This is a genomic window from Thiosulfativibrio zosterae (assembly GCF_011398155.1).
GTDB lineage: Bacteria > Pseudomonadota > Gammaproteobacteria > Thiomicrospirales > Thiomicrospiraceae > Thiosulfativibrio > Thiosulfativibrio zosterae.
The window spans coordinates 24,043-46,820 of the sequence record NZ_AP021888.1 but is presented as its reverse complement, the minus strand read 5'-3'; the positions used below and the strand labels follow the sequence as shown (position 1 = coordinate 46,820).

The window sequence follows — 22,778 nt, the reverse complement described above, 5'->3', positions numbered from 1 at the left end:
TGACTACATAAATTCGCTTACAGAATCAATTAATGAGTCATATAAAAGGAGGGGATATGCAAACTCAAAACCTTTCAATTAAAGCAAAAGTTCTTTTTATCTCCAGCATTGTCGGTGTTTTGGTCGCTTTTATTGCGGGTATGACCATGTATATCTCCATTGTTAAGCCTGTGCCGCAACAAATTGAACAAACCCTTCTTAAAGAAATGACCAATTACATTCAAGCGCAAGTTGATTTAAAAGTGCAGGGTGGAATTTTGGCAGGGACTGCCATCACTTTACAAAAAGGCATTATTGATGCCATGGCGGTTGAAGAAAGAGAAGCCTTGCTGCCTTTTTTTGAAAACATTAAAGAAAACTACGCCAAAAAAACCAATTACAAAAACATTCGCTCACAACTTATCACGGCAGATGGCCGTTCTTTAATTCGTTCTTGGGATTTAGACAACTACGGTCAAAATGTGGCCAACAATCCTCTCATTCAAGAAGTGATGAAAGATAAACAAGCCGTGGGATCTTTAGGCATAGGGGCTTTAGGGGTTGCCGTGGTGGGGATTTCGCCCATTTTTGAAAACGAAGATTTTGTGGGCATGGTGACCATTATTCAAGGCTTGGCATCGGTGGCCAAAACCTTTAAAAAAGACAAGGATGGCGATTGGTTACTCTTGGTAGATAAACGCTATATCCAAGAAAAATACGGCAAAATGCCGGTGGTTGAAAACAATGAGCCGGTGGGAGATAACTATTTAATTGCCAGTAATAAATGGTTTAACCCAGAGGCTTTGAAAGAAGCCCAAACCTTTTATCGCCCAGTTGAAGCCGATCAGAATGCCATTTATTTAATGAATGGTCATTTGTATGTCGATATTCCCGCTTTTGATGAAGAAAACAAAGTGTTTGGTCGCCACCTATTTATCATGCCAGAAACCGTCTATACCACACCCATTAACGAAGCCATTTTTGATGCTTGGGTGTCTTTAGGCGGTGTGGTGTTTGGGATTTTATTGCTCACTTTTACTTTAGTGATTGCCATTATCAAAATGGTGGCAACGCCCTTAACCAAAATGCAGCAAGCCACCACCCATATTTTAGAAACCGGCGATTTTTCGATCAGAGCGCCGGTCAACAGTGGTGATGAAGTGGGTAAAACCGCTATGGCAATTAACAGTCTGTTAACTCAAGTGAGCCAAGCGCTTGCCGAAGCCAATCAAACCGTGGGGGCGATTGCAAAAGGGGATTTATCTAAACGCATTTCGGGTGATTATCACGGTGATTTAAATACTTTGAAAATGAGCGTGAATCACAGTGTGGATAATATAGCACTGGTTATCAAAGAGTTGGCGCGGGTCATGAAAGCCATGCGAGAAGGACAATTTGATATTGCCATTCAAAACAATACCTCGGGTGAATACCACAAAATGATGGCTGATGCGCAACAAGCCATGACAGAAACCAACGGCATTATTCGCAATATCAACGAAGTAATGGGTTATATGCGCCAAGGCAAGTTTAAACATCGCGTAGAGGTGTTTGCGCCTGGTGAATTGGATGTTTTGAAACAAAGTATCAATCAATCCATGGCATCCATTGATGAAGCCTTAGCAGACATTACCCGTGTGGTGGTCGCCCAAAGTGAAGGCGATTTAACTCAGGTGATCAGCGCAGAATATCACGGTGATTTACGCCTACTCAAAGAAGCGGTGAATCAATCGGTGAGCAAACTGTCTGAAATTGTGCACCAAGCGGTAACGGCAGCGGGTATCGTCAATTCAGAAGCCGAAGAAGTTTCTAAAGGTGCGTTGGATTTAAGCAGCCGCGTACAAAGACAAGCAGCGGCTTTGGAAGAAACCTCGGCCACCATGGATGAGATGAATTCTGCAGTGCAAAACAATACCGAAAATGCTCAGCAAGTGTCGCAAGTGGTGCAAAAAGTGCAGGGTGAATCGGTTCAGGCAACCCAGGTCATGCAAAAAACCATTGTCGCCATGAACGCCATACAACAATCCAGTCACAAAATTTCAGAAATCGTTACCCTAATTGACAGCATTGCGTTCCAAACCAATCTGTTAGCGCTGAATGCGGCGGTAGAAGCCGCCAGAGCAGGTGATCATGGGCGCGGATTTGCCGTGGTGGCGGGCGAGGTGCGTAATCTGGCGCAAAAGTCAGCAGATGCGGCGAAAGACATTAAATCTTTAATTAATGAAAGCGTGGCACGCATAGATGAAGGCACGCATTTAGCCACAGAATCGGGTGAGGTGATTAATGGCATTACGCAATTAATTGATGAAGTCACGCTGATGATTAAGCAGATTGCCAAAGCCTCTGCCGAACAGGCGGAAGGGGTGGATCAAGTGCATAAAGCGGTCAATGAAATTGACGCTACCACGCAACAAAATGCCGCTTTGGTTGAAGAAACCTCGGCGGCAGCAGAAAGCATGAGTGACCAAGCCACTGAGTTAAGTCGTAATATGGCTTTCTTTAAAACCAATCACAGCCAAACGCGCCAAGTGACTGCTCGCCCCAGCTTGGCAGCACCCAAAAGCCCTGCAAAACCGCAATTAGCGGTTAAGTCGGGCACTAAACCCGCAACAAAACCTTTGTCCATAGAAAATAAATCAAAAGCGCAAGACCCAGAAACTTGGGAAGATTTTTAAGCGTTTAGACTATATTTGGATTTTAATCGCGAATACTTTAAGGCTCTTTTTTAGAGCCTTTTTTATTCGCCCTGAATCGTCACCACTAAAGTGCGCTCAAAACTGCCGGTGCGATGTTCATACAAAAATAACCCCTGCCATATCCCCAAATTTAAGCGACCATTTGTAATCGGTATGCTGTGGCTGGTATCCGTCATAATCGTTCTTAAATGCCCTGACATATCATCATCGCCTTCATAATCGTGTCGATATTTGGGGTCGGCATCTAAGATGTGATGTTGCATCCAGGTTTCTATGTCGGAGCACACCGTGGGGTCTGCATTCTCAGTGATAATTAATGAGGCCGATGTGTGTTGAATAAACACATGGCAAAGCCCAGTTTGAATGCCGGCATTTTTAACCAAATCATCGATGATTGAGGTGATATTTTGGGTGCCGCGTTGATGGGTGGTGATGCTCAGTGTTTTTTGAACAATCGCCATTATTCAAACCACTCGCAAATATCATCGATTGGTTGGCGTGTTTTGGGGTTTTGTGGATTCACGCGATAACCAAAGGCGACCATATAAGCAATTTGAAATTCTGTGGTGTCCACCCCAAAGTCTGAGGCTAATAAATCCATGACTTCTTGGGTTTTAAAGCCTTCAATCGGACAAGAATCTATCTGCATTTGCGCCGCGACCGTCATCATATTTGCCAAGGCGATATAGGTTTGTTTGCTAGACCAGTCAAATAGGGCACGTTCAGACGACAGTAAATCAAAATCACTTTCTTGAAAGGCTTGGTAAAACCCTTTGCGTTTTGCAATCATTTCAGCGGGTAAATGGTGAATGTCTTGCATCATGTGTTGAATATAAGCGCTGTCATAACGCATGCCTTTGGCGGTTCTGGCCAAAGCGATCACAAAATGGCTGGCGGTGGGCAGGGTATTTTGCGCCCCCCAAGTATGCGGTTTTAACTTGTCACGCAAGGCCATATTTTGCACCACCAAAAAACGCCAGGGTTCGTAGCCAAACGAGCTGGGACTTAGGCGCGCGGCTTCTAAAATGGTTGCAAATTGGTCTGCCGGAATTTTTTGGTTGGCATCCATTACCTTGCAGGCATGACGAAAATGAAAGGGTTCAAGCAGGGTTGAAGGGTTCATGAGCATTCCTTTATTGAAAATTTCCGAGTAAACTTATCCGATATTTTAGCGTGTTAACCATCAAATTTTAGCAAACTGCATCATTAAAGAGGGACAGAATGAATCCATTATTTAACAGTCAATATCACCCAACCGAATTACCGGTTTTTTCTGAGTTTCATGTGGAACATATTGTGCCTGCGGTTGAAACCCTCTTGGCAGATAACCTAGCCAAAATTGCAGCGCTGGTTGCTGAAACGCAGCAACCCACCTGGCAAAACTTTATGGAACCTTTAGAAGCCTGCGATGCCGCCATTGAGCGCGTTTGGGGGCCGGTGGGGCATTTGGATGCTGTTAAAAATGATGATGCTTGGCACGAAGCCTATAACGCCTGTTTAGAAAAACTCACGGACTATTCTACGCGCCTAGGGCAAGACGCCGAATTGTTTGCCAAATACAAAGCGCTCGCGTCCAGCGATGAATACGCCAGCTATAGTTTGGCGCAAAAGAAAGTCATCGAAAACGGCTTGCGTGGGTTTAGATTGTCGGGGATAGATTTGGCGCCAGAACAACAAGTGCGCTTTAAAGATATCTCGCAACAGCTCTCACAATTGAGCAGTCAATTCAGCAATCAAGTGCTTAAATCTACCCAGGCCTGGTCAAAATTGATTGAAAACGAAGCCGATTTAGACGGTTTACCCGATTCTGCCAAAGGACTTTTGGCGCAATTAGCCGAACAAAAAAATCAAACAGGCTGGCGCATTACCCTAGATTTTCCGTCCTATCATGCGGTGATGCTCAATGCTCACAACCGAGAATTGCGTGCCGAAGTTTACAAAGCCTTTGCCACTCGAGCGTCTGACCAAGCCGCCGATACTACCTTTGATAACTCTGAACTGATTAACAAAATTCTTAAACTGCGTTTTGAAAAGGCGCAATTGTTAGGCTTTAACAACTATGCCGAATTGTCACTGGCCACCAAAATGGCCGACAGCACCGAGCAGGTGATTGGCTTTTTAGAAGACCTGGCGGTTAAATCCAAACCGCAAGCCCAAGCCGAACTCCAAAGCCTAAAAGACTTTGCCAAAACCTTAGGCATAGAAGACCTGCAACCTTGGGATGTCACCTATGTGTCTGAAAAACTCAAAGACCAAACCTTGTCACTGTCGCAAGAAACTTTAAAACCTTATTTTCCGCTGAGCAAAGTGTTAGAGGGTTTGTTTACCATTACCCAACAAGTGTTTGGTGTACAAATTAAACAGAAACAAGGGGTGGATGTGTGGCATCCCGAGGTTAAGTTTTTTGAACTGTATGAGCAGGGTGCAGAGCATCCTTTTGCAGCCTTCTATTTAGATTTATACGCCCGCGAAAACAAACGCGGCGGCGCTTGGATGGACTCTGCCATTACGCGTTGGCATCATCCGCAAGGTGTTTTACAAAAGCCTGTTGCCTATTTGGTGTGTAACTTTACGCCACCAGTAGGCGATAAACCGGCTTGTTTAACCCATGACGAAGTCACCACTCTATTCCACGAGTTTGGGCACGGTATTCACCACATGATGACCAAAATGCAACACCTAGATGTTTCTGGAATAGCCGGTGTGCCTTGGGATGCCGTGGAATTGCCCTCGCAATTTATGGAAAATTTTTGCTGGGAACAAGAAGGCTTAGATTTAATGACCGCGCACATAGAAACCGGCGCCACCTTGCCCGCTGAGTTGTTGGTCTCTTTAAAGAAAAGTCGCGGCTTTTTATCGGCCATGGCCATGCTGCGCCAATTAGAGTTTAGCTTGTTCGACTTTAAATTACACACGGTTTACAACCCAGAAAATCCGCTAGATGTCTTGGCGTTTGCCAAAGCCGTGCGTCAGCAGGTTGCGGTGGTCATGTTGCCCGAGTGGCATCGCTTTCCGCACAGTTTTAGCCATATCTTTGCGGGCGGCTATGCGGCAGGTTATTTTAGTTACAAATGGGCAGAAGTCTTATCAGCCGATGCCTTTAGCCTGTTTGAAGAAACCGGAATTTTAAACGCTGATACAGGTGCAAAATTCAAAAACACCATTTTGGCCTCAGGCGGCTCAGTGCACCCCATGGAATTATTCAAAGCTTTTAGAGGCAGAGAACCGCAAATCGATGCCTTGCTTCGACACTCAGGTATTGCCGCTTAAGCCGATAAAATAAAACGGTCAACTAGCCTGACCAATCAAAATTATTACAGCCCCATAATTATATTGAATGAGTCAATTAAAAGGGGCTTGTTATAATCACAGCAATTTTTTTGGATTATGACGCTTAAAAAATAATCCAAAAATGCCCAAATTTAACCAGGCCTGGTCATTTTTGACCTGTTTTTTGGCCTTTTACCTGTTTGTCTTGAGGTTGACTTAAGGCAAATCATCAAAGAGGATGCTCTATGAAAACCCCTTTTAAACTGTCAGCTCTGTGTTTATCCTTGTTCGCCAGCCAAGCCTATGCCTCAGGTTTTGCACTGATAGAACAAAGCGCCAGCGGCCAAGGCCTATCCTACGCCGGTGCCGCCGCCTCAACCGAAGACGCCAGCGTCATGTGGTTTAACCCAGCGGGGATGACAGCGATTAAAGGGCATGAAATCATCGTGGGCACTCATGTGATTTTGCCATCTGCAAAGTTTAATAATGAGGGTTCATACGTTAAAAATTCTGATGGAAGCACTTCACCTTTAAGGGGCGCAGATGATGACGGCGCGCAAATGGGTATCGTGCCCAACTTTTATTGGAAAGGACAAATGGGCAACTATGACCTAGGGTTTGGGTTTAATGTGCCTTATGGTTCAACCGTTGACTATGACCAATATTGGGTAGGGCGCTATAACGCGGTTTATACCGAAACCAAAACCTACAACTTTAACCCAAGCATTGCACGCAAAGTAAATGACAATCTATCGGTTGGTTTTGGATTGAATGCCCAATATATCAATGTAAACCTCACTCAAAAAATCGATTTTGGTTTGACCAGCACACCACAAGAAAATGATGGCTATGCCGACCTAGAGGCTTCAGGTTGGGCTTATGGGTATAACTTGGGCTTGATGGTTGACTTTGAAAAAGCGGGGCGCTTGGGATTAGCATTTCGTTCGCAAATCAGCCACAACGCTACAGGCAAGGCAGACTTTACCACGCCTGCCAATGTAAGCAGTGCGTCTTACATTGATACCAATGTGTCGGCCAGCGTGTCTTTACCCGCAACTGCTTCTATAAGTTATGCCTATCCTTTCTCTCAAAAAACCGAGATTTTGGCAGACGCCACTTGGACAGGGTGGAGCACTTTCCAAGAATTGCGCATCGAGTTTGACAATCCAGCCAAAGATGACTCAGTTCAACCAGAAGAATGGACAGATTCGATGCGTTACTCTTTAGGGATGACCCATCAGCTAAACGATACCTTAAAATTAAGAACGGGTGTGGCATTCGATCAAACCCCTATTAAAAATGCACAACTCAGAACGCCCAGAATTTCAGACAGTGACCGTACTTGGGTTTCGGTGGGAGCGGGTTATCAATTGTCTAAAACCTTAAATTTAGATGTGGGTTATACCCATATTTTTGGCGGCAATCCTAAAATTGAAGCCACTGATGCCGACACAGGCAGCCATGTGTTGCAAGGTAATTTTGATATCAACATTGATATCGTTTCAGCACAATTGGTTTGGAAATATTAAGGATTAGGGGAACAGACATGAGCATTCAAAACATTTTTAACAAAAAAATCCTATTAGTTGCCTTATTCTCATCTGCGACTATTTTGGGCGGTTGCGGAACTGAAAAACAAGATATTACCCTAGATTCTGCGCCAGCAACCACTGAACAACTTGCCGAAACCAAAGGTTCACCTATTTTTGATCCTTTAACTTCAAATATTCCCTATCCAAATGATCTGCTATTTGCAGGTTCTACCGATGGCACTTTAAATTTTACAGTTAAAGATGCGAACGATATTAGCGATCCTAAAAATGCATTGAATGAGCTGGATGGGTTTTCGACCTCTGCTCCGATTTCAATAGGATTATCCAAAGCAATGGACTCAACCACCGTTGCAGCAGCGGTTAAGGTTTTTAAGGTAACAACAGATGCATCCACTAAGGCGGTAACCAGTATCACAGCAACCTTAACTTATGGCGTAGATTATTTTGCAACCTTATCTTCAGATGGCAAAACACTGGTCATTTTGCCTTTAAAACCCTTAGCCGCTAAAAGTAGCTATATGGTTGCGATTACCAATGCTTTAAAAGATACCGATGGAAATGCTGCAATTAGTGGCGCAACCTATGCCTATTTGAAATTAACAACACCTTTAATTGATGCTAATAACTTAAGCGTTGTCCCAGGTCTTCCTAATTCGTCGGCGGTTAGTTTAGAGCCTGTTCGTCAGTTTACTCAGGCGCAATTAGGTTACGCTGTTGCGATGGGTGGTTTGAGTCGTGATGAAATTATCATGACCTCATCTTTTTCCACACAATCCATTGATGATGTGCTTGATAAAGCAATTACAGGTGTCACTAACAGCAGTTTGCAATTAGCAGATACTAATTTGACAACGACTGCATTCGGAACAGGCGGTTCTACGAAGATTTACGCGGGTGCATTAACCGTTCCATATTTTTTAGAAGCACCAACGACAACAAACCCTACGGCGCCATTAATTGACAAATGGAAAGGCCAAGCGGGTGGTATTTTGACTCAGTATTCTGTTGCTTTAGGTGATTCACCTAAGAAGAACGCTGATGTAACGATTCCAGTTCTAGCCTCCGTCCCCACCGGCACTATGCCGACATCTGGGTGGCCTGTGGTGATTTTTCAACATGGTATTACTCAAAATAGAGGGAACTTAATTGCCGTTGCTGACGCTTTGGCGGCGGCTGGATTTGTTGGAATTGCAATTGATATGCCTTTACACGGTATTACTTCAACCAGTGCTTTAGCAGCATTAAGAAATACCAATACGCCAGAAAGAACTTTTGATTTAGATTTTGTTACCCAAGACAGTAATGGCAGTATTACGGCGGCTCAGCCAGATGGTGTGGCAGATTCCTCGGGTCGCCACTTTATTCAGCTCAGCAGTTTATTGACAACACGCGATAATTTACGCCAGGCAGTTTCTGATTTGGTTCAATTAAAAGCAGCTTTAGGCGCAGCGACAGGGCTGTCATTGGATGCTAACAATGTACATTTTGTTGGGCATTCTTTAGGCGGTATGGTTGGGGGTGTTTTTGCCAATAAATCACCAGACTTAAAATCAGCTACTTTTGTCGCTTCTGGTTTGCAAGCATCTTATATTCTGGCTAACTCAGCTTCTTTTGGACCTGAAATTGACGCTGGATTAGCGGCTAAAGGCATCGTTAAAGGTTCTGCCGATTACAACAGTTTTTTATTAGCGGCACAAACTGTTTCAGATTCTGGGGACCCTGTAAATTATGTGAGTGGAATAACCGTACCTACCTTACTCATGGAGGTTGTGGGTGACGGCAATACTGGAACGGATGATCAAGTGATTCCAAACGCTGTTTCAACCGCGCCCTTAGCGGGAACTGAACCTTGGGCTAGCCTTCAAGGTTTAAATGCGGTTAAAGACACTGGTGCTGTTGGTGGATCTAAAGGCGTTATTCGTTTTACGGCAGGCACACATGGTTCATTATTAGATACAACATCGAGTGCAGTAACAACTCAAACCATGCAACAAGCGATGGCCAGTTTTGCAGCATCTGCAGGGACGGCAATTTCGATTACCAGTAACAGTACTGTTAAGCAATAATCTGGCAGACGAACTTGCAAGGTTCGCTATTTCTCTCCAACCGCTTTCTGCCGTTGTTTTGGGTGCAGTTTTTGGGGGCTTTTAATGATAATTTATTTAAAAGCGCCCTAGTCATGTTGATTGTTTTTCGCATAGCGGACGACCCTCAACAGGCTGGACTGCTTACCACGGCGGCGGCAGGCATCTTTATTTTGCCTTTTTTTGTGTTCTCAGCTTTTGCTGGCAATTTGGCGGATAGTTTTGAGAAAACCGCTTTAATTCGTCAGATTAAACTCGCTGAGATAGTCATTATGTTGTTTGGCGGTTGGGCGCTTTTGTCTGAGAATTTGTGGGCGCTGTTTGTGTTGCTGTTTTTAATGGGCGCACAGTCGGCGTTTTTTGGTCCGCTTAAATATGCCATTTTGCCAGAGCATTTGGCTGAGCATGAATTAACACAAGGCAATGCTTGGTTGAGTGGCTCTACTTTTTTGGCCATTTTATTGGGTACTTTATTGGGTGGCTGGGTCATTTTGACTGAGAATGGTGTTTTATTCATGGCAGGCCTGGTTATTTTTATGGCTTTTTTAGGCTATTTTGCCAGTTTAAAAATTCCTGTTTCGCATCTGCGCCCAGAACCCATAAAACCGCCCTTTAAACTCTTTAAGCTTACCCATCAAGAGGTCAGTGCGGCAAGAAATCATGCTCAGGCATTTTTGGCGGTGATGGCAATTTCTTGGTTTTGGTTTTTGGGTGCGGCTTATCTGAGTCAAATTCCGGTGTTGGTTAAGGCATTGGGCGGTGATGAATCTGTGGTGTTGGCGTTTTTAGTGACTTTTACAGTGGGCATAGCCTTGGGTGCTTTTTTAGTGAACCGCTGGGTACCTAAATTTTCTGCTTTGTCGGCACTGCGTTATCATGGTGTGTTGTTGGCAAGTTTGTCGGTTTTTATTGCGCTGTCGAGTGGTTTAATGGCCACCATCAGTTTGCCAGAGCCCGCAAGTTTGCAGACCGCCAGCGTGTTTTTTAGCGATTGGATTGCGGTGTTGATTTGGCTAACATTTTTAGCCATTCCGGTATTGGGCGGCATTTATATTGTGCCGCTTTACACGCATTTGCAAACCCATTCTCCAGAATATTTTCGGGGGCGCATGATTGCGGTGAATAATATTATTAATGCGCTATTGATGGTGTTGTCGTCATTGTTTTTTTTGTTATGTTATGGCTTGGGTTTAGATTTGATAACGATCTTTTATGTCATTGCAGGTTTAAATGTGCTGGTGGCGATGGCGTTGCATCGTCATTGGCAATGCTTGGCAAGGTTGCCAATAGTTGAGGTTGAAGTATGAAGTGGATTGTTAAACTCATTTTAAAGTTGTTGTATCGTGTGGAAGTTCGCGGGTTAGAACATTTTCATCACATAGAGTCCAGTAAATCGCCGGCTTTGATTGTGGCGAATCATGTATCGCTGTTGGATGGCCCTTTATTGGCGACCTTTTTAACCGGCAATATCACCTTTATGATTGATGAAAAACACACGCATCGCTGGTATGAGCGCTATTTGCTGAGTTTTGTAAAGTTTTTCACCGTCGATTTGCACAGCCCATTTGCCACCAAACACATGATTGAAGAACTAAAACGCGGCAATCATTGCATGATTTTCCCGGAAGGGCGTATCAGCACCACCGGCAGTTTGATGAAGGTGTATGAAGGCACCGCCATGGTCGCAGATCACGCCAAAGTGGCTATTTTGCCAGTGTTTATCGAAGGCGCTCAATACAGCAAAATGTCTTATTTGGACGGCACACGCTTCGCATTTACGCGTCAAAGTTGGTTTCCAAAAATCACACTAACGGTGTTACCGCCGCAACGCATTGAAGCACCTAAGGGCTTAAAAGGTCGCTCTAAACATGCGTATTTAAGAAACGCTATTTATTTGCTGATGCGTGACAGTAGTTTTTACGGTGCAACCCAATCCCATAATTTATGGCAAGCCGTATTAAGCAGTGCCAAACAATATGATGCCAAAAACCCCTGTATTGAAGATTTGAATGGCGTTGAGTTGAGTCGTAAAAAATTGATTTTGGGCAGCACAATTCTTGGCAAAAAATTACGGGCAACTTTGCAAGACCAAAAACGGGTTGGGGTATTACTGCCCAATGTGAGCGGTATTGCAGCCACTTTTTTTGCGCTTAAAGCCTATGGTTATGTGCCAGCCATGTTGAATTTTACAGCGGGCATTGGGCCAATGAAATCGGCCTGCGAAACGGCAGAACTTTCTACGATTATTACATCCCATAAGTTTGTTGAAGTGTTTGAGTTGGCGCCTGTCGTCTCAGCGCTTTCTGAAACGGTAGAGTTTATTTATTTAGAAGATGTTAGAGCGCAAATCGGCTTGTTTGATAAGTTGGGGGCTTTATTAGGCAGTCCAAAATCCTTGCCTGGGCATGGTCACACTTTAGACGACGAAGCAGTGGTGTTGTTTACTTCGGGTTCGGAAGGTGCGCCGAAAGGTGTGGTTTTATCTAACCAAAATGTGGTGTCCAATATTAACCAAATTAGTGCAATGGTGACTTTACTTCCAGGTGAGCAACTCTTTAATGCCTTACCCACTTTTCACAGTTTTGGTTTAACGGCGGGTTTGTTATGGCCGATTTTAAAAGGTGCAAAAGTATATTTATACCCATCACCATTACATTACGGGGTGATTCCAGAGCTTATTTATCAGCTCAATGTTAAGGTATTATTTGGTACCGATACTTTCTTCTCAGGCTATGCCAAAAAAGCCCAGCCTTACGATTTTTACAGTGTGAGAGCTTTGGTGGCGGGGGCTGAGAAATTACGTCCCGAAACGCGTCGTTTGTTTGCTGACAAATTCCATGTACCTATGTATGAAGGCTATGGCGTGACTGAAACATCGCCAGTTTTATCGGTTAACACACCGACTTCTTTCAAAACCGGCACGGTCGGTCAATTTGTGCCAGGCGTGGAATATCGCTTGGAAGAAGTACCAGGTATCACAGAAGGTGGTCGCTTGTTTGTACAAGGCCCTAACATCATGAAAGGCTATTTAATGCCGGATAAACCCGGTATTTTGCAACCGCCTACCAACGGTTGGCATGATACAGGGGATATTGTGGATGTGGACGAGGAAGGTTTTGTCTCGATTAAAGGACGCGCCAAACGCTTTGCCAAAATTGGTGGAGAAATGATTTCGCTCACAGCAGTAGAAAGCTACATTAATAATGCCAGCCCTGAAGGGCATCATGTGGTGGTTGCGGTCGCTGACGAACGCAAAGGGGAACAGCTCATTTTAGTGACCAATGACGAAGGCTTAAGCCGTCAGACAGTAAAAGATGCCGCAAAAGCCGCCGAAGTGGCCGAAATCATGATTCCAAAAACAGTGATTTTGGTAGAACAAATTCCCGTGTTAGGCACGGGTAAAACCAATTACCCAGAAGTTCAAAAAATAGCCGATGGACATTTTAAAGCGGTGTAAAACTTCAAAAATATTTCTAGAAAACTTTTGCCCCTTAATTTTTGCGATGCTTTGGGGCGCAGGCTTTAGCCTGCCTTAAATTCGATAGATTGATAGAAACTCAAAAATAAAAAAGGATGCTTTAAAGCATCCTTTTTATGTTTTAAAGTAGGACTCAAAGTTTAGAAACGGAAGCCAGCCTTTAAGCTGTAGCTGGGTACTTCACCAATTTGGTTGTAGCCCACTAAAATATCCATCACCATGAGGTTAATGTTAACCCCGGCAGCATACTTCATCATAGAGGTGCTTTCAGCGGAAACTGGAGCGCCTAGATTTAATGCACCAGAAGTGGCTTTCACTTCACCATTCACCAAGCCAACGCTGGCAAACGGCGTAATGTTAGCAAACCCCTTAGACACACCAAACTCCGCACCATAGCTGCTAAAATCAACTGCTTTTGCATCATAAGATTGGTTATAGAACCCCTTAATATTTAAAGCAGGCATAGCAACACCACCATCTAAAATGGCGTAGCTCAAAGAACCGCCCAAGGTAGTGATATTGTTGATGCCATTCGCTAAGTCAACACCCAAGTCGATTCCAAAGGGTAAGCCCTTAACGGCATGAAGTGCTACCGTGTTAATACTGTCTTTGGGTTGTAAAGAAACAGCACCCATTTGCTTATTTTTAAGGCTAGACAAAGAGTAAGAAACGCCTAAGTCAAAGCCAACAGTCCCTAAAGGTTCTGCAGGAATCAGCGTTTTTTGCGCTAAAGCGCCTGTTAAATCTTCAGAAAAGCTCTTGAACTGAGCTTGAGAGCCAAAGTTCAAGAAGTCTATATTGTTCTCTAGAGCTGCTTGTGCATAAAATGGCAACAGGCTAGTCAATAGAGTGATTTTTTTTAACATTTCTAATCCCAGTTTTTTATAGTTAATCAGTTAACATTATTAATAATTATACCATTTGATAACTAATAAAATTGTTATCAGAAAGGGAATAAAGTCTAGTTTTTGATAATTATTCAATATAAATATTTGAACTAACATCATAAAAGTTATCTGTTTATAGTTTATAATTTAATAATAAGCTTAATCAGTTAAATGCTTACATTCTATGTTCCATTAATTTGGTCTTATTTATATTTAGGTAAACTCAAAAGGATTTCTTATGAATAAAAAGATTCTAGTCTCTGCACTTTTATTAACGTCCAGCTCAGTTTTGGCAGCGCCTAGTTACTCCACTATTGGACCAAATATTGGGTATGGTTCAAATTCAAATCCTGGAACTGTTTATTCAAGTTTGACTAACCCCGCTAACAATACAATAAACGCAGCTGATGTTGATGGTTCAAGATATGGTTTGGGTTTAAACTTACAAGTTCAAGCAGAACTTTTTGGTGTTGAAGGATCAAGCGATTTTTTAGATAACAACATTAAAACAATTTTGGATAAAAGCTCTTATACGATCCAAGATGCACTAAATCTACAAACGAATACTAATCAATTTTTTACTGATTACAATGGTGGAAACATTAATGTTATTGCGGGTGTAACAGCTCCAATATTGTTTAAGTCAGATTTTATAAATGGTGGAATTTCTTTTGATTACACCAAGCAAGTCGGAACAAAAGTTAGCTTTATTAAAAAAGCAGATTTAGCAATTACCGCAACATCTCCAACGACATTTTCAACAACAACTGGGGCTGCTGCGATTGGTATAACAGTGAATCAGTTGGATGAATTTGCACTGAGTTATGGTTATGATTTTGGAGAGTTTTCGACTTCAGATTTAAGAGGTAAGGTTGCTGCTGGCGCAACCATTAGATTACTGAGCTTAACCTCGAATGCTCAAGCAATCGATTTTGGTCAATATATCAATGATAACCAAGGTAATCAAAGCAAAGATATATCTGATTATGTTGATGATATTACTTCCGGAAGTTCTTCGAGCAGTGTTGCTTTAGATTTGGGAGCAAGTTGGACGGCTGATAATTATGGACTTAGTGTTGTTGCCTATAATTTAAACTCACCATCTTTTGATATTAAACGTAACGCAGCAGCAATTGCATTTGGTATGGATAAAACTCTGACCTTTGATCCACAAGTTCGTTTGGGCGCAGATTTGTTTTCAAAGAATAGAGAGTGGGCGTTGTCTTCTAGTATTGATTTAATGGAAACCAAGGACCTCAATGGAAGTGATACAAAATTTTGGGGCATTTCAGGGAGTTACTCAACAAACTCTGCATGGTATATTCCTGATGTTCGCTTAGGGCTTAAAGGTAATATGGTTGGTACAGGATTAACCTACATGAATCTTGGAACTACTTTAGGATTCTTGAATGTTGATCTTTCTACATCCAGTTTCAGTATTATTGATAACATGGATAGTCAGAAAGATTCAGGTGCTGCGATTTCTGTCGGAGTTGAATTTGATTTTTAACAAAAAAACATTTGTTAAAAATAGTAGAAAAGAGCCGAAAGGCGCTTTTTTTATAATAAACGGTTATTTTTAATGAGCCTCATCCCAATTATCTCCAACCCCCATTTCAACCAATAAGGGCACTGCTAAAGTGAGCGCGGATTCCATGATGTGTTTGAGGTGGGGTTTAAAGTCTTCCACTTGAGATTCGGCCACTTCAAACACCAATTCATCGTGCACTTGCATGAGCATTTTGGCGTCAAATTGCCCTAAATTTAACCAGGCCTGGGTGTTTTTCATGGCAGTTTTGATAATATCGGCAGCGGTACCTTGCATCGGTGCGTTAATGGCGGTGCGTTCGGCATATTGGCGCAATTGGCCGTTTTTGGCGTTGATGTCTGGCAAATATAAGCGTCGACCCATTAGGGTTTCAACATAACCATTTTGTTTGGCTCTGGCTTTGGTGCTTTCCATGTAATGCGCCACGCCTGGGTAGCGCGCAAAATACAGGTTGATGTAGTTTTGTGCGGTGGCTCGATCAACATTTAATTGATTGGCTAAGCCAAAGGCAGACATGCCATAAATCAAGCCAAAGTTAACAGCTTTTGCCCCGCGTCTTTGTTCGGTGGTGACTGCGCTTAAGGGCACGCCAAAAATTTCAGCGGCCGTTGCTTTATGAATGTCTTCGCCTAAAGCAAAGGCGTTAAGCAATCCGGCATCGCCCGACAAGTGCGCCATGATGCGCAGTTCAATTTGCGAATAGTCGGCGGCCAACAACACATACCCTGGCGCGGCAATAAAGGCTTGGCGAATGCGACGCCCTTCGGCACTGCGAATGGGGATGTTTTGTAAATTAGGATCGGTGGACGATAAACGCCCCGTGGATGCCACTGCCTGTTGATAAGAGGTGTGTACTCGACCTGTTTTGACATTGATTTGTTTAGGCAAAGCATCGGTATAGGTAGATTTAAGTTTTGCCAAACTGCGGTATTCTAAAATCAAGGTAGGCAGTTCGTGGCCGCGTTCTGCCAATTCGGCTAAAACGGGTTCGGCGGTGCTGGCTTGTCCTTTGGGGGTTTTTTTAAGCACTGGCAATTGCAGTTTTTCAAACAAAATGACTTGTAATTGTTTGGCAGAATTAAGGTTAAAATTTTCGCCAGCGATTAGATGGGCTTGTTGTTCTAAGTCGGCTAGTTTGCCGGTGAGCTCATAGGATTGATCGGCCAGTTTTTGTTTGTCTATGAGCACTCCATTACGCTCCATTTGCCCCAAAATACTGATTAAGGGCATTTCCACTTCGCTCAAAACGGTTGCCACGGCTGGGTCGGCTTGCAGTTGAGGCCAGAGAGTTTGGTGCAGTTGAAGGGTGATGGCGGCATCTTCGGCGGCATAACGTGCAGCAGTGTGAATATCTATTTGATTAAAAGTGAGCTGTCCTTTGCCTTTGCCAGCGATGTCTTCAAAGTGCGTCGTGGTGTGGTTGAGGTATTTAAGTGCCAAGTCGTCCATATTGTGACGCGTAGCCACGGAGTTAAGGCAATAAGACTCCAGCATGGTGTCAAACGCTATGCCTTGCAGGTTAATGCCTTCGTTTTGAAAAATATGCCAATCGTATTTCAGGTTTTGACCCACTTTTTTGGGTTGCGTATCTTCGAGTAATGGTTTGAGTTTTGCCAAGACTTCAACTTTGGGCAGTTGTTGCGGTGCGCCTTCATAATCGTGCATCAAAGGGCAATAAGCCGAAATGGTTTGGCCGTTTTCTAGCACCGCAAAGCACAGCCCAACAATCGTATCGACCATGCTATCTAAACCAGTGGTTTCGGTATCAATCGCAAATAGCTCGGCGTTTTCAAGGCGTGTTAGCCAGGTGTTAAATAACGCCCAATCTAAAATTAAATCAAACTGCTCAGAGGTGGTTGTGGTTTCATGTGGAACATCAAACGCTTGCGTGGTTTCTGTTGCTGACTCTATGGGCGCAGTTGATAGCGTTTGGCTGTGCGCCTTGCGTCCTGTTGACACACTAAAAGGCAGTTCGCCTTTGGCAACCTTGGCTAGCCATTGGCGCAATTCATAACGCGTGAATAAAGTGGTAAGCGCTTCCATATCGGCCGCTTGGCGCTTAATGTCGCCAACATGCACGGGCAAATCGCAATCGAGTTTAATGGTGGTCAGTTGGCGTGATAAGCGCAGTTGATTAATATTGTCGCGCAATTTTTCGCCGATCTTGCCGCCAATCATGGGGGCGTTTTCAATCAGATTATCGATATTGCCAAAAGCCTGTAACCATTTAACAGCTGTTTTAGGGCCACAACTGGGAATACCTGGAATATTGTCAGCGGTATCCCCCACCAGTGCTAAATATTCAATCATTTGGTTAGGGCGCACCCCAAATTTTTCGACCACAGTTTCCGGGGTCATCAAGGTGTCGTTCATGGTATTAATGAGCGTGATATGTTCATTGACCAATTGCGCCATGTCTTTATCACCAGTCGAAAGTAGGCTATCAAGCTCAATTTCTGTGGCTTGTTGTGCCAAAGTGCCCATCACATCGTCGGCTTCCACGCCATCAATCACTAACAAGGGAATGCCTAGTGCTTTGATAATGTCTTGAATAGGTTGAATTTGGCTGCGTAATTCGTCTGGCATAGGCGGGCGGTGTGCTTTATAGTCAGGGTACATCTCATGACGAAAATTTTTACCTTTGGCATCAAAAACCACCGCAATGCGCTCAGGTTGATATTGCTCAAGGAGTTTACCAATCATATTAATCACCCCAAAAATGGCGCCTGTGGCTTCGCCCTGAGAATTGGTTAAAGGTGGCATGGCATGAAAGGCGCGGAACAAGTAAGAAGAACCGTCCACCAAAATAAAAGGGCTGTGCGGATTAAATTCGGGGAGGATTTGTGTCATGGTCTTACCTAGTTTTGAAAGGTTTATGATAAAATTCGATGCTTAATTTTAACCTTTTCTGGGGACGCTTTGGGATGTCTGTTTATACACTGATCAATCATTCGGAATTAGAGGCCTTTTTGGCAGAGTATCAACAGGGCGATTTAGTGTCTTTTGAAGGCATCAGTGCAGGCATTGAAAATACCAATTATTTTGTCGATACCTCCGCTGGGCGATTTGTTTTAACAATTTTTGAGCACCATAGCTTTGAAGAATTGCCATATTTTTTGAATATTATGGCCTTTATGGCGGATCATAAAATTCCCACAGCGCATCCCAAGCCCAATCATAAAGGTGCTTATTTAACGGAGTTAAAAGGCAAACCTGCCGCATTGGTTGAGCGTTTAGTGGGTTCTGGGGTTGAAAATCCCACCCAAAAGCAATGCGAAGTGATGAGTGAACATTTGGCCAAGTTTCATGTGGCGGGCCAAACCTTTAACGGTTTTAGACCTAATGATCGCGATTTAAGCTGGGCGCAAGCCACCTATGAAGTGATTCGGTCACACTTGCCCACTGACGAACAGTTTTTAATCGAATCAGAAATCAGCTTTCAAAGCCAAGTAGACTGGTCGGATTTACCAAAAAGCGTGATTCATGCCGATTTATTTTGTGACAACGCGCTGTTTAATGGCGATGAGTTGTCGGGCATTATTGATTTATATTACGCCTGCAATGGCGCCATGTTATATGACTTAGCAGTGATGGTGAATGAATGGTGCCGAATGCCAGACTTAACGCTTTGTCCACAAAAACTGCAGGCTGCAATGGTGGCTTATCAAGCAGTGCGTCCTTTAACGCTTGACGAAGAAGCGGCTTGGCAAGCGGCTTTGCGAATGGGCGCCTTAAGATTTTTCCTGTCTCGTCTTAAAGATAAACACCTACCTCGCGAAGGCGAACTCACCCAAATCAAAGACCCTAATGTGTTTAAAACGGTTTTGATTAATCACCGCGCGACCGTTTAAACAGATCGACCTTTAAGATTGCAATAAAGCCATCAAATCCTCACCGCTTAAGGTCAGTTTGTGGTCGGGTTCTGCGTTGTTTTTGTCTTGGGATTTTTGGTAAAGCTGGTCTTGCAGCGCTTGTTTTTTGGCTTGAAGATTGAGAATTTTTTCTTCAATACTGTTAGCGACTACTAATTTGTACACAAACACTTCCTTGTCTTGCCCAATGCGGTAAGCGCGGTCGGTGGCTTGATTTTCGGCGGCGGGATTCCACCAAGGGTCGTAATGAATCACGCTATCGGCTTCGGTTAAATTGAGTCCCACCCCGCCGGCTTTTAAGCTGATTAAAAACACATCCACTTCGCCCGATCGGAAGCGCTCAATGGCTTCATCCCTTTTCTTGGTTTGACCCGTTAGCACGGTCACGGCGATTTTGGCGTGGGTTAAAGCGTCTTCAATAATGCGCAGCATACTGGTGAACTGCGAAAAAATCAAAATGCGGTGATCGCCTTCTAATAACTCGGTTACTAAATCCATCAGCAATTCCAACTTGGCAGAGTGTTTAACCTTGCTGGCAGCGTCTAATTTAACCAGGCCTGGGTCGCAACAGACTTGGCGCAGTTTTAGCAGCGCATCTAACAGGGTGATTTGCGACTTTGCCAGCCCATTTTGTGCCACGGCTTCGCGCACTTTTTCGGTCATGGTGAGGCGAATGGTTTCGTACAACTGCGCCTGGTCTTTTTCAAACTCGACTTTGCGAATGATTTCGGTTTTATCGGGTAATTCGTTGACCACTTGATGTTTGGTGCGGCGCAATAAAAAGGGCGCCACTTTTTGATTAAGCTGGGTTTGCACCGCTCGATTGCCTTCAAGCTCGATGGGTTTTTGGTAGGTGGCTTTAAAGTGTTTTAGGTTGCCTAAAAAGCCTGGCATTAAAAAGTTGAATAATGCCCAAAGTTCGCCCAAATGATTTTCAACGGGTGTGCCTGTCAGCGCCAAACGGTGCTGAGCTTTTAGGCATTGCAAACTTTGGTAAAGTTTGGTGGTGGGGTTTTTGATTTTTTGGGCTTCGTCCAAAATAATCAGGCTAAAAGGCATCTCGGCAAAGCGTTCCGCATCTCTGGGTATCAGCGGATAAGTCGTGAGTACCAAATCGGCATTGGGGATGTGTTCAAAATCGCTAAAACGGTCTTGACCATGTAGCGTGAGCAATTTTAAATCCGGCACAAAGCGCGCGGCTTCCGCTTTCCAGTTACCAATCAAACTGGTGGGTACCACCAAGAGTGCCGGTTTGTCGAGTTGCTGGGTTTCTTTGAGATGCAGTAAAAAACTGAGGGTTTGTAGCGTTTTGCCCAGTCCCATGTCATCGGCCAAAATGCCGTTAAAGCCAAATTCATGCATAAACCCAAGCCAGTTTAGACCAAATTGTTGGTACTCACGCAATTGCGCTTGTAAACCTTGGGGTGGTTGAACCGTTTGAATACCTTGAAAAGTCTTGAGTTTTTCAGCCAGTTTTAAACTGTCTTTCGAGCCCAACCAACGAATGGGCGCATCGCTGAGGCCTGCAATCAAATGCGCATCAAATCGGCTCAAACGTAGTTTATCGCCATTGGCATCATGGATTTTGTAGAGCTGAATTAGGGTATCAAAAATCGGCGCAATTTGCGTTTTACTAAATTCAAATACCTGTTGATTTTCATTAAGCACCTGCAGGCGGTCGGGCATTTCTTCGCTGCTTTGATATTGCCCAATTAAGCGATGAATAATGGGTTCGAGCGGAATGCTTTGGCCATTGACCACCATATCAAATCCCAGTTCAAACCATTCGGATTGGTTTTGCGATTCGACTGAAATGTCCTCAATATTAAGCACTTCTAAGGTTTGTTCGGCAAAGCCTTCTAAAATCCAACCTTCGTCGGCCAAATTGGGCAGCTCGTCTTGCAAGGCTAAAAAGGCTTCTAATCCCATTTGAGTCGCTAAAGATTCACCAGGCAAATCCCAAAATAAGGGACTAATCATGGGTTCGCCATAGGGGTCAATTTGATCTTGCTCTGGGTTGAGGGGCAGTAAAAAATCCATCAAGCGTAAAATGGCTTTATCTTCGGCTTCAACTTGGCGTTTGAGAATGATTTTTTGCCCATCAATCCGTTGCGTCAGGCTGGTTGTGCGAGGAAAAAAATGGCAGGTGTAGGGCGGATAATAGCAGTCTAATTCAAACGATACCACATGATTGGGGTGTTGAATCAGGCGTAAAATCGGGTGTAGGTCGGGGGCGATTTCTTTGTCTTCTAACCCTTTAATTTTGGGTAAAGGCGCCACTTTTTGACGCTTTTGTTGCGTTAGGCGGGCTTGTTCTTCTTCTAACAAGGGCAGTAGTCGACTCAAAAGTGCGGTATTGGCTTTGGGCATTTGTAACAGTTGGTACAAACTCGCGCCAGAGAGGCTGGATTTTATCGGTTGCACTTGATTGGTTTGAGTGTTGATGAGCACGGGCGGTTCACAAAAGACCCAAAACTCATGATTGCCAAAGGGCAGTTCAAAGCGCTGGGCTTGCTCATTGAACACCAGGGGTTTTTCGATGGGCTCATCGCGCCATTGCAAAGGCGGTTCGTTATTTTTAAAGAAGCATTGTCCTGTCTCAACCAGGGTTTTAAGGGCAAAAAATCCACAGGCTTCTTTAAAAACAATTTGGCTTTTGTTAAAAGGCCCAAAAGTACACAAGCTCAGTAGTTGCCCAATGGCCTCTGAGGCATCTGAATATTCAGAATAGCCATATTTGCTGCCATCCAAAAATTTGGCATTGGTCACTTTTTTGGGATTAGACAAGCGTCCTGTGGCAGTCAGATGTTGTGACCAAATGTCCAGATCATTGCTGGTGCTATCCAAAGGCAAGTTGTGTGGGTTTTCGGCTTTGCTAAATAAACGATAGCGAAACTCATGCTCTTGAGGCTTTTCGGGTAGGTTTTCTAGTTGTTGTTTTGCGAAGGTTTGCAGCCATTGCTCAAATTGGCGTGCTTCAACATTGGCAGGACTTTGGCTAATGGCAGGCACACTTTTAGCCAAACCTTGCGGTTGTTGTAATTGATTATGGGCTTTCAATAAAACGGCAGCGGCATGTTTGCAATCGTACCCCATCGGACAAGTACAACTGCTGTTTAAAATTAAACCGCGCGGACTGCGGGTTAAACTAATATGCTGCATATAGCGTTCGTTGTAACTGCCTTGGGTAATGCCTTTAAGCTTGAGAAGAGTGCTTGAAGTGGTGGGTTCCAGCGTGACCGAACGTACCTTGCCTTGGCGATAAATATCCACAGCGCGCTCAAAGGTTTTCTCTTCAAACAAGGCTTCAATTTCGGTGGTGGTAAACTCAAAAGGCATGGCTTTTTTCCGCGCAAAACCATTATTTTAGCCTTAAAAATGACCAGGCCTGGTTAAATTTTGGCGGTCTT

Annotated in this window: 13 protein-coding genes; 8 read left to right on the top strand and 5 right to left on the bottom strand. The window is 43.9% G+C overall.

All coding sequences use genetic code 11. The features are described 5' to 3' along the window. The first annotated feature begins 56 nt into the window (after positions 1–56). Positions 57–2,654 carry a methyl-accepting chemotaxis protein gene (locus tag THMIRH_RS00175; RefSeq protein ID WP_173289574.1) on the top strand — a complete coding sequence of 866 codons (2,598 nt, stop codon included), beginning with the start codon at positions 57–59 and terminating at the stop codon, positions 2,652–2,654. 62 nt (positions 2,655–2,716) lie between these two features. Here THMIRH_RS00175 and THMIRH_RS00170 read toward each other — a convergent pair whose 3' ends face one another. Both THMIRH_RS00170 and THMIRH_RS00165 read right to left on the bottom strand, forming a co-directional pair. Then, complete coding sequence (locus THMIRH_RS00170) at positions 2,717–3,136, bottom strand: secondary thiamine-phosphate synthase enzyme YjbQ (RefSeq protein WP_173289572.1); 420 nt, start codon at positions 3,134–3,136, stop codon at positions 2,717–2,719. Further along, entirely contained in the window at positions 3,136–3,798 is a 663-nt protein-coding gene (locus tag THMIRH_RS00165) for an NAD(P)H-dependent oxidoreductase (protein ID WP_207710570.1), read from the bottom strand. Before THMIRH_RS00165 ends, THMIRH_RS00170 begins: the two co-directional genes overlap by 1 nt. A 98-nt stretch (positions 3,799–3,896) precedes the next feature. On the opposite strand from THMIRH_RS00165, the gene THMIRH_RS00160 reads away from it, so the two are divergent. The 5 genes from THMIRH_RS00160 (at position 3,897) to THMIRH_RS00140 (ending at position 13,039) form a co-directional block, all read left to right on the top strand. Continuing rightward, on the top strand, positions 3,897–5,945 hold the full coding sequence (locus THMIRH_RS00160; RefSeq protein ID WP_173289568.1) for a M3 family metallopeptidase: 2,049 nt from the start codon (positions 3,897–3,899) through the stop codon (positions 5,943–5,945). Positions 5,946–6,190: 245 nt separating this feature from the next. After that, positions 6,191–7,474, top strand: coding sequence for an OmpP1/FadL family transporter (locus THMIRH_RS00155; protein WP_173289566.1), 1,284 nt, complete (start codon positions 6,191–6,193; stop codon positions 7,472–7,474). Positions 7,475–7,491: 17 nt separating this feature from the next. Continuing rightward, positions 7,492–9,564, top strand: a complete 2,073-nt coding sequence (locus THMIRH_RS00150; RefSeq protein ID WP_173289564.1) for an alpha/beta fold hydrolase — start codon at positions 7,492–7,494, stop codon at positions 9,562–9,564. 113 nt (positions 9,565–9,677) lie between these two features. Continuing rightward, complete coding sequence (locus tag THMIRH_RS00145) at positions 9,678–10,889, top strand: MFS transporter (protein WP_243831456.1); 1,212 nt, start codon at positions 9,678–9,680, stop codon at positions 10,887–10,889. Continuing rightward, positions 10,886–13,039 carry an AMP-binding protein gene (locus THMIRH_RS00140; RefSeq protein ID WP_173289559.1) on the top strand — a complete coding sequence of 718 codons (2,154 nt, stop codon included), beginning with the start codon at positions 10,886–10,888 and terminating at the stop codon, positions 13,037–13,039. Before THMIRH_RS00145 ends, THMIRH_RS00140 begins: the two co-directional genes overlap by 4 nt. A 161-nt stretch (positions 13,040–13,200) precedes the next feature. Here the strand turns inward: THMIRH_RS00140 and THMIRH_RS00135 are convergent, their stop codons facing one another. Next, on the bottom strand, positions 13,201–13,926 hold the full coding sequence (locus THMIRH_RS00135; RefSeq protein ID WP_173289557.1) for a hypothetical protein: 726 nt from the start codon (positions 13,924–13,926) through the stop codon (positions 13,201–13,203). A gap of 259 nt (positions 13,927–14,185) precedes the next feature. Between THMIRH_RS00135 and traF the strand changes: the two genes are divergently transcribed. Next, positions 14,186–15,457 carry a conjugal transfer protein TraF gene (traF, locus tag THMIRH_RS00130; RefSeq protein ID WP_173289555.1) on the top strand — a complete coding sequence of 424 codons (1,272 nt, stop codon included), beginning with the start codon at positions 14,186–14,188 and terminating at the stop codon, positions 15,455–15,457. A 69-nt stretch (positions 15,458–15,526) separates the two neighbouring features. Here traF and polA read toward each other — a convergent pair whose 3' ends face one another. Further along, positions 15,527–18,346 (bottom strand): DNA polymerase I, encoded by a 2,820-nt coding sequence (gene polA, locus THMIRH_RS00125; RefSeq protein WP_173289553.1) that lies wholly within the window; start codon positions 18,344–18,346, stop codon positions 15,527–15,529. A 74-nt stretch (positions 18,347–18,420) separates the two neighbouring features. Between polA and THMIRH_RS00120 the strand changes: the two genes are divergently transcribed. Then, positions 18,421–19,347 (top strand): homoserine kinase, encoded by a 927-nt coding sequence (locus THMIRH_RS00120; protein ID WP_173289551.1) that lies wholly within the window; start codon positions 18,421–18,423, stop codon positions 19,345–19,347. A 12-nt stretch (positions 19,348–19,359) separates the two neighbouring features. On the opposite strand, the gene THMIRH_RS00115 is transcribed toward THMIRH_RS00120, so the two are convergent. Continuing rightward, positions 19,360–22,707 carry a DEAD/DEAH box helicase gene (locus THMIRH_RS00115; RefSeq protein WP_173289548.1) on the bottom strand — a complete coding sequence of 1,116 codons (3,348 nt, stop codon included), beginning with the start codon at positions 22,705–22,707 and terminating at the stop codon, positions 19,360–19,362. Positions 22,708–22,778: the final 71 nt, after the last annotated feature.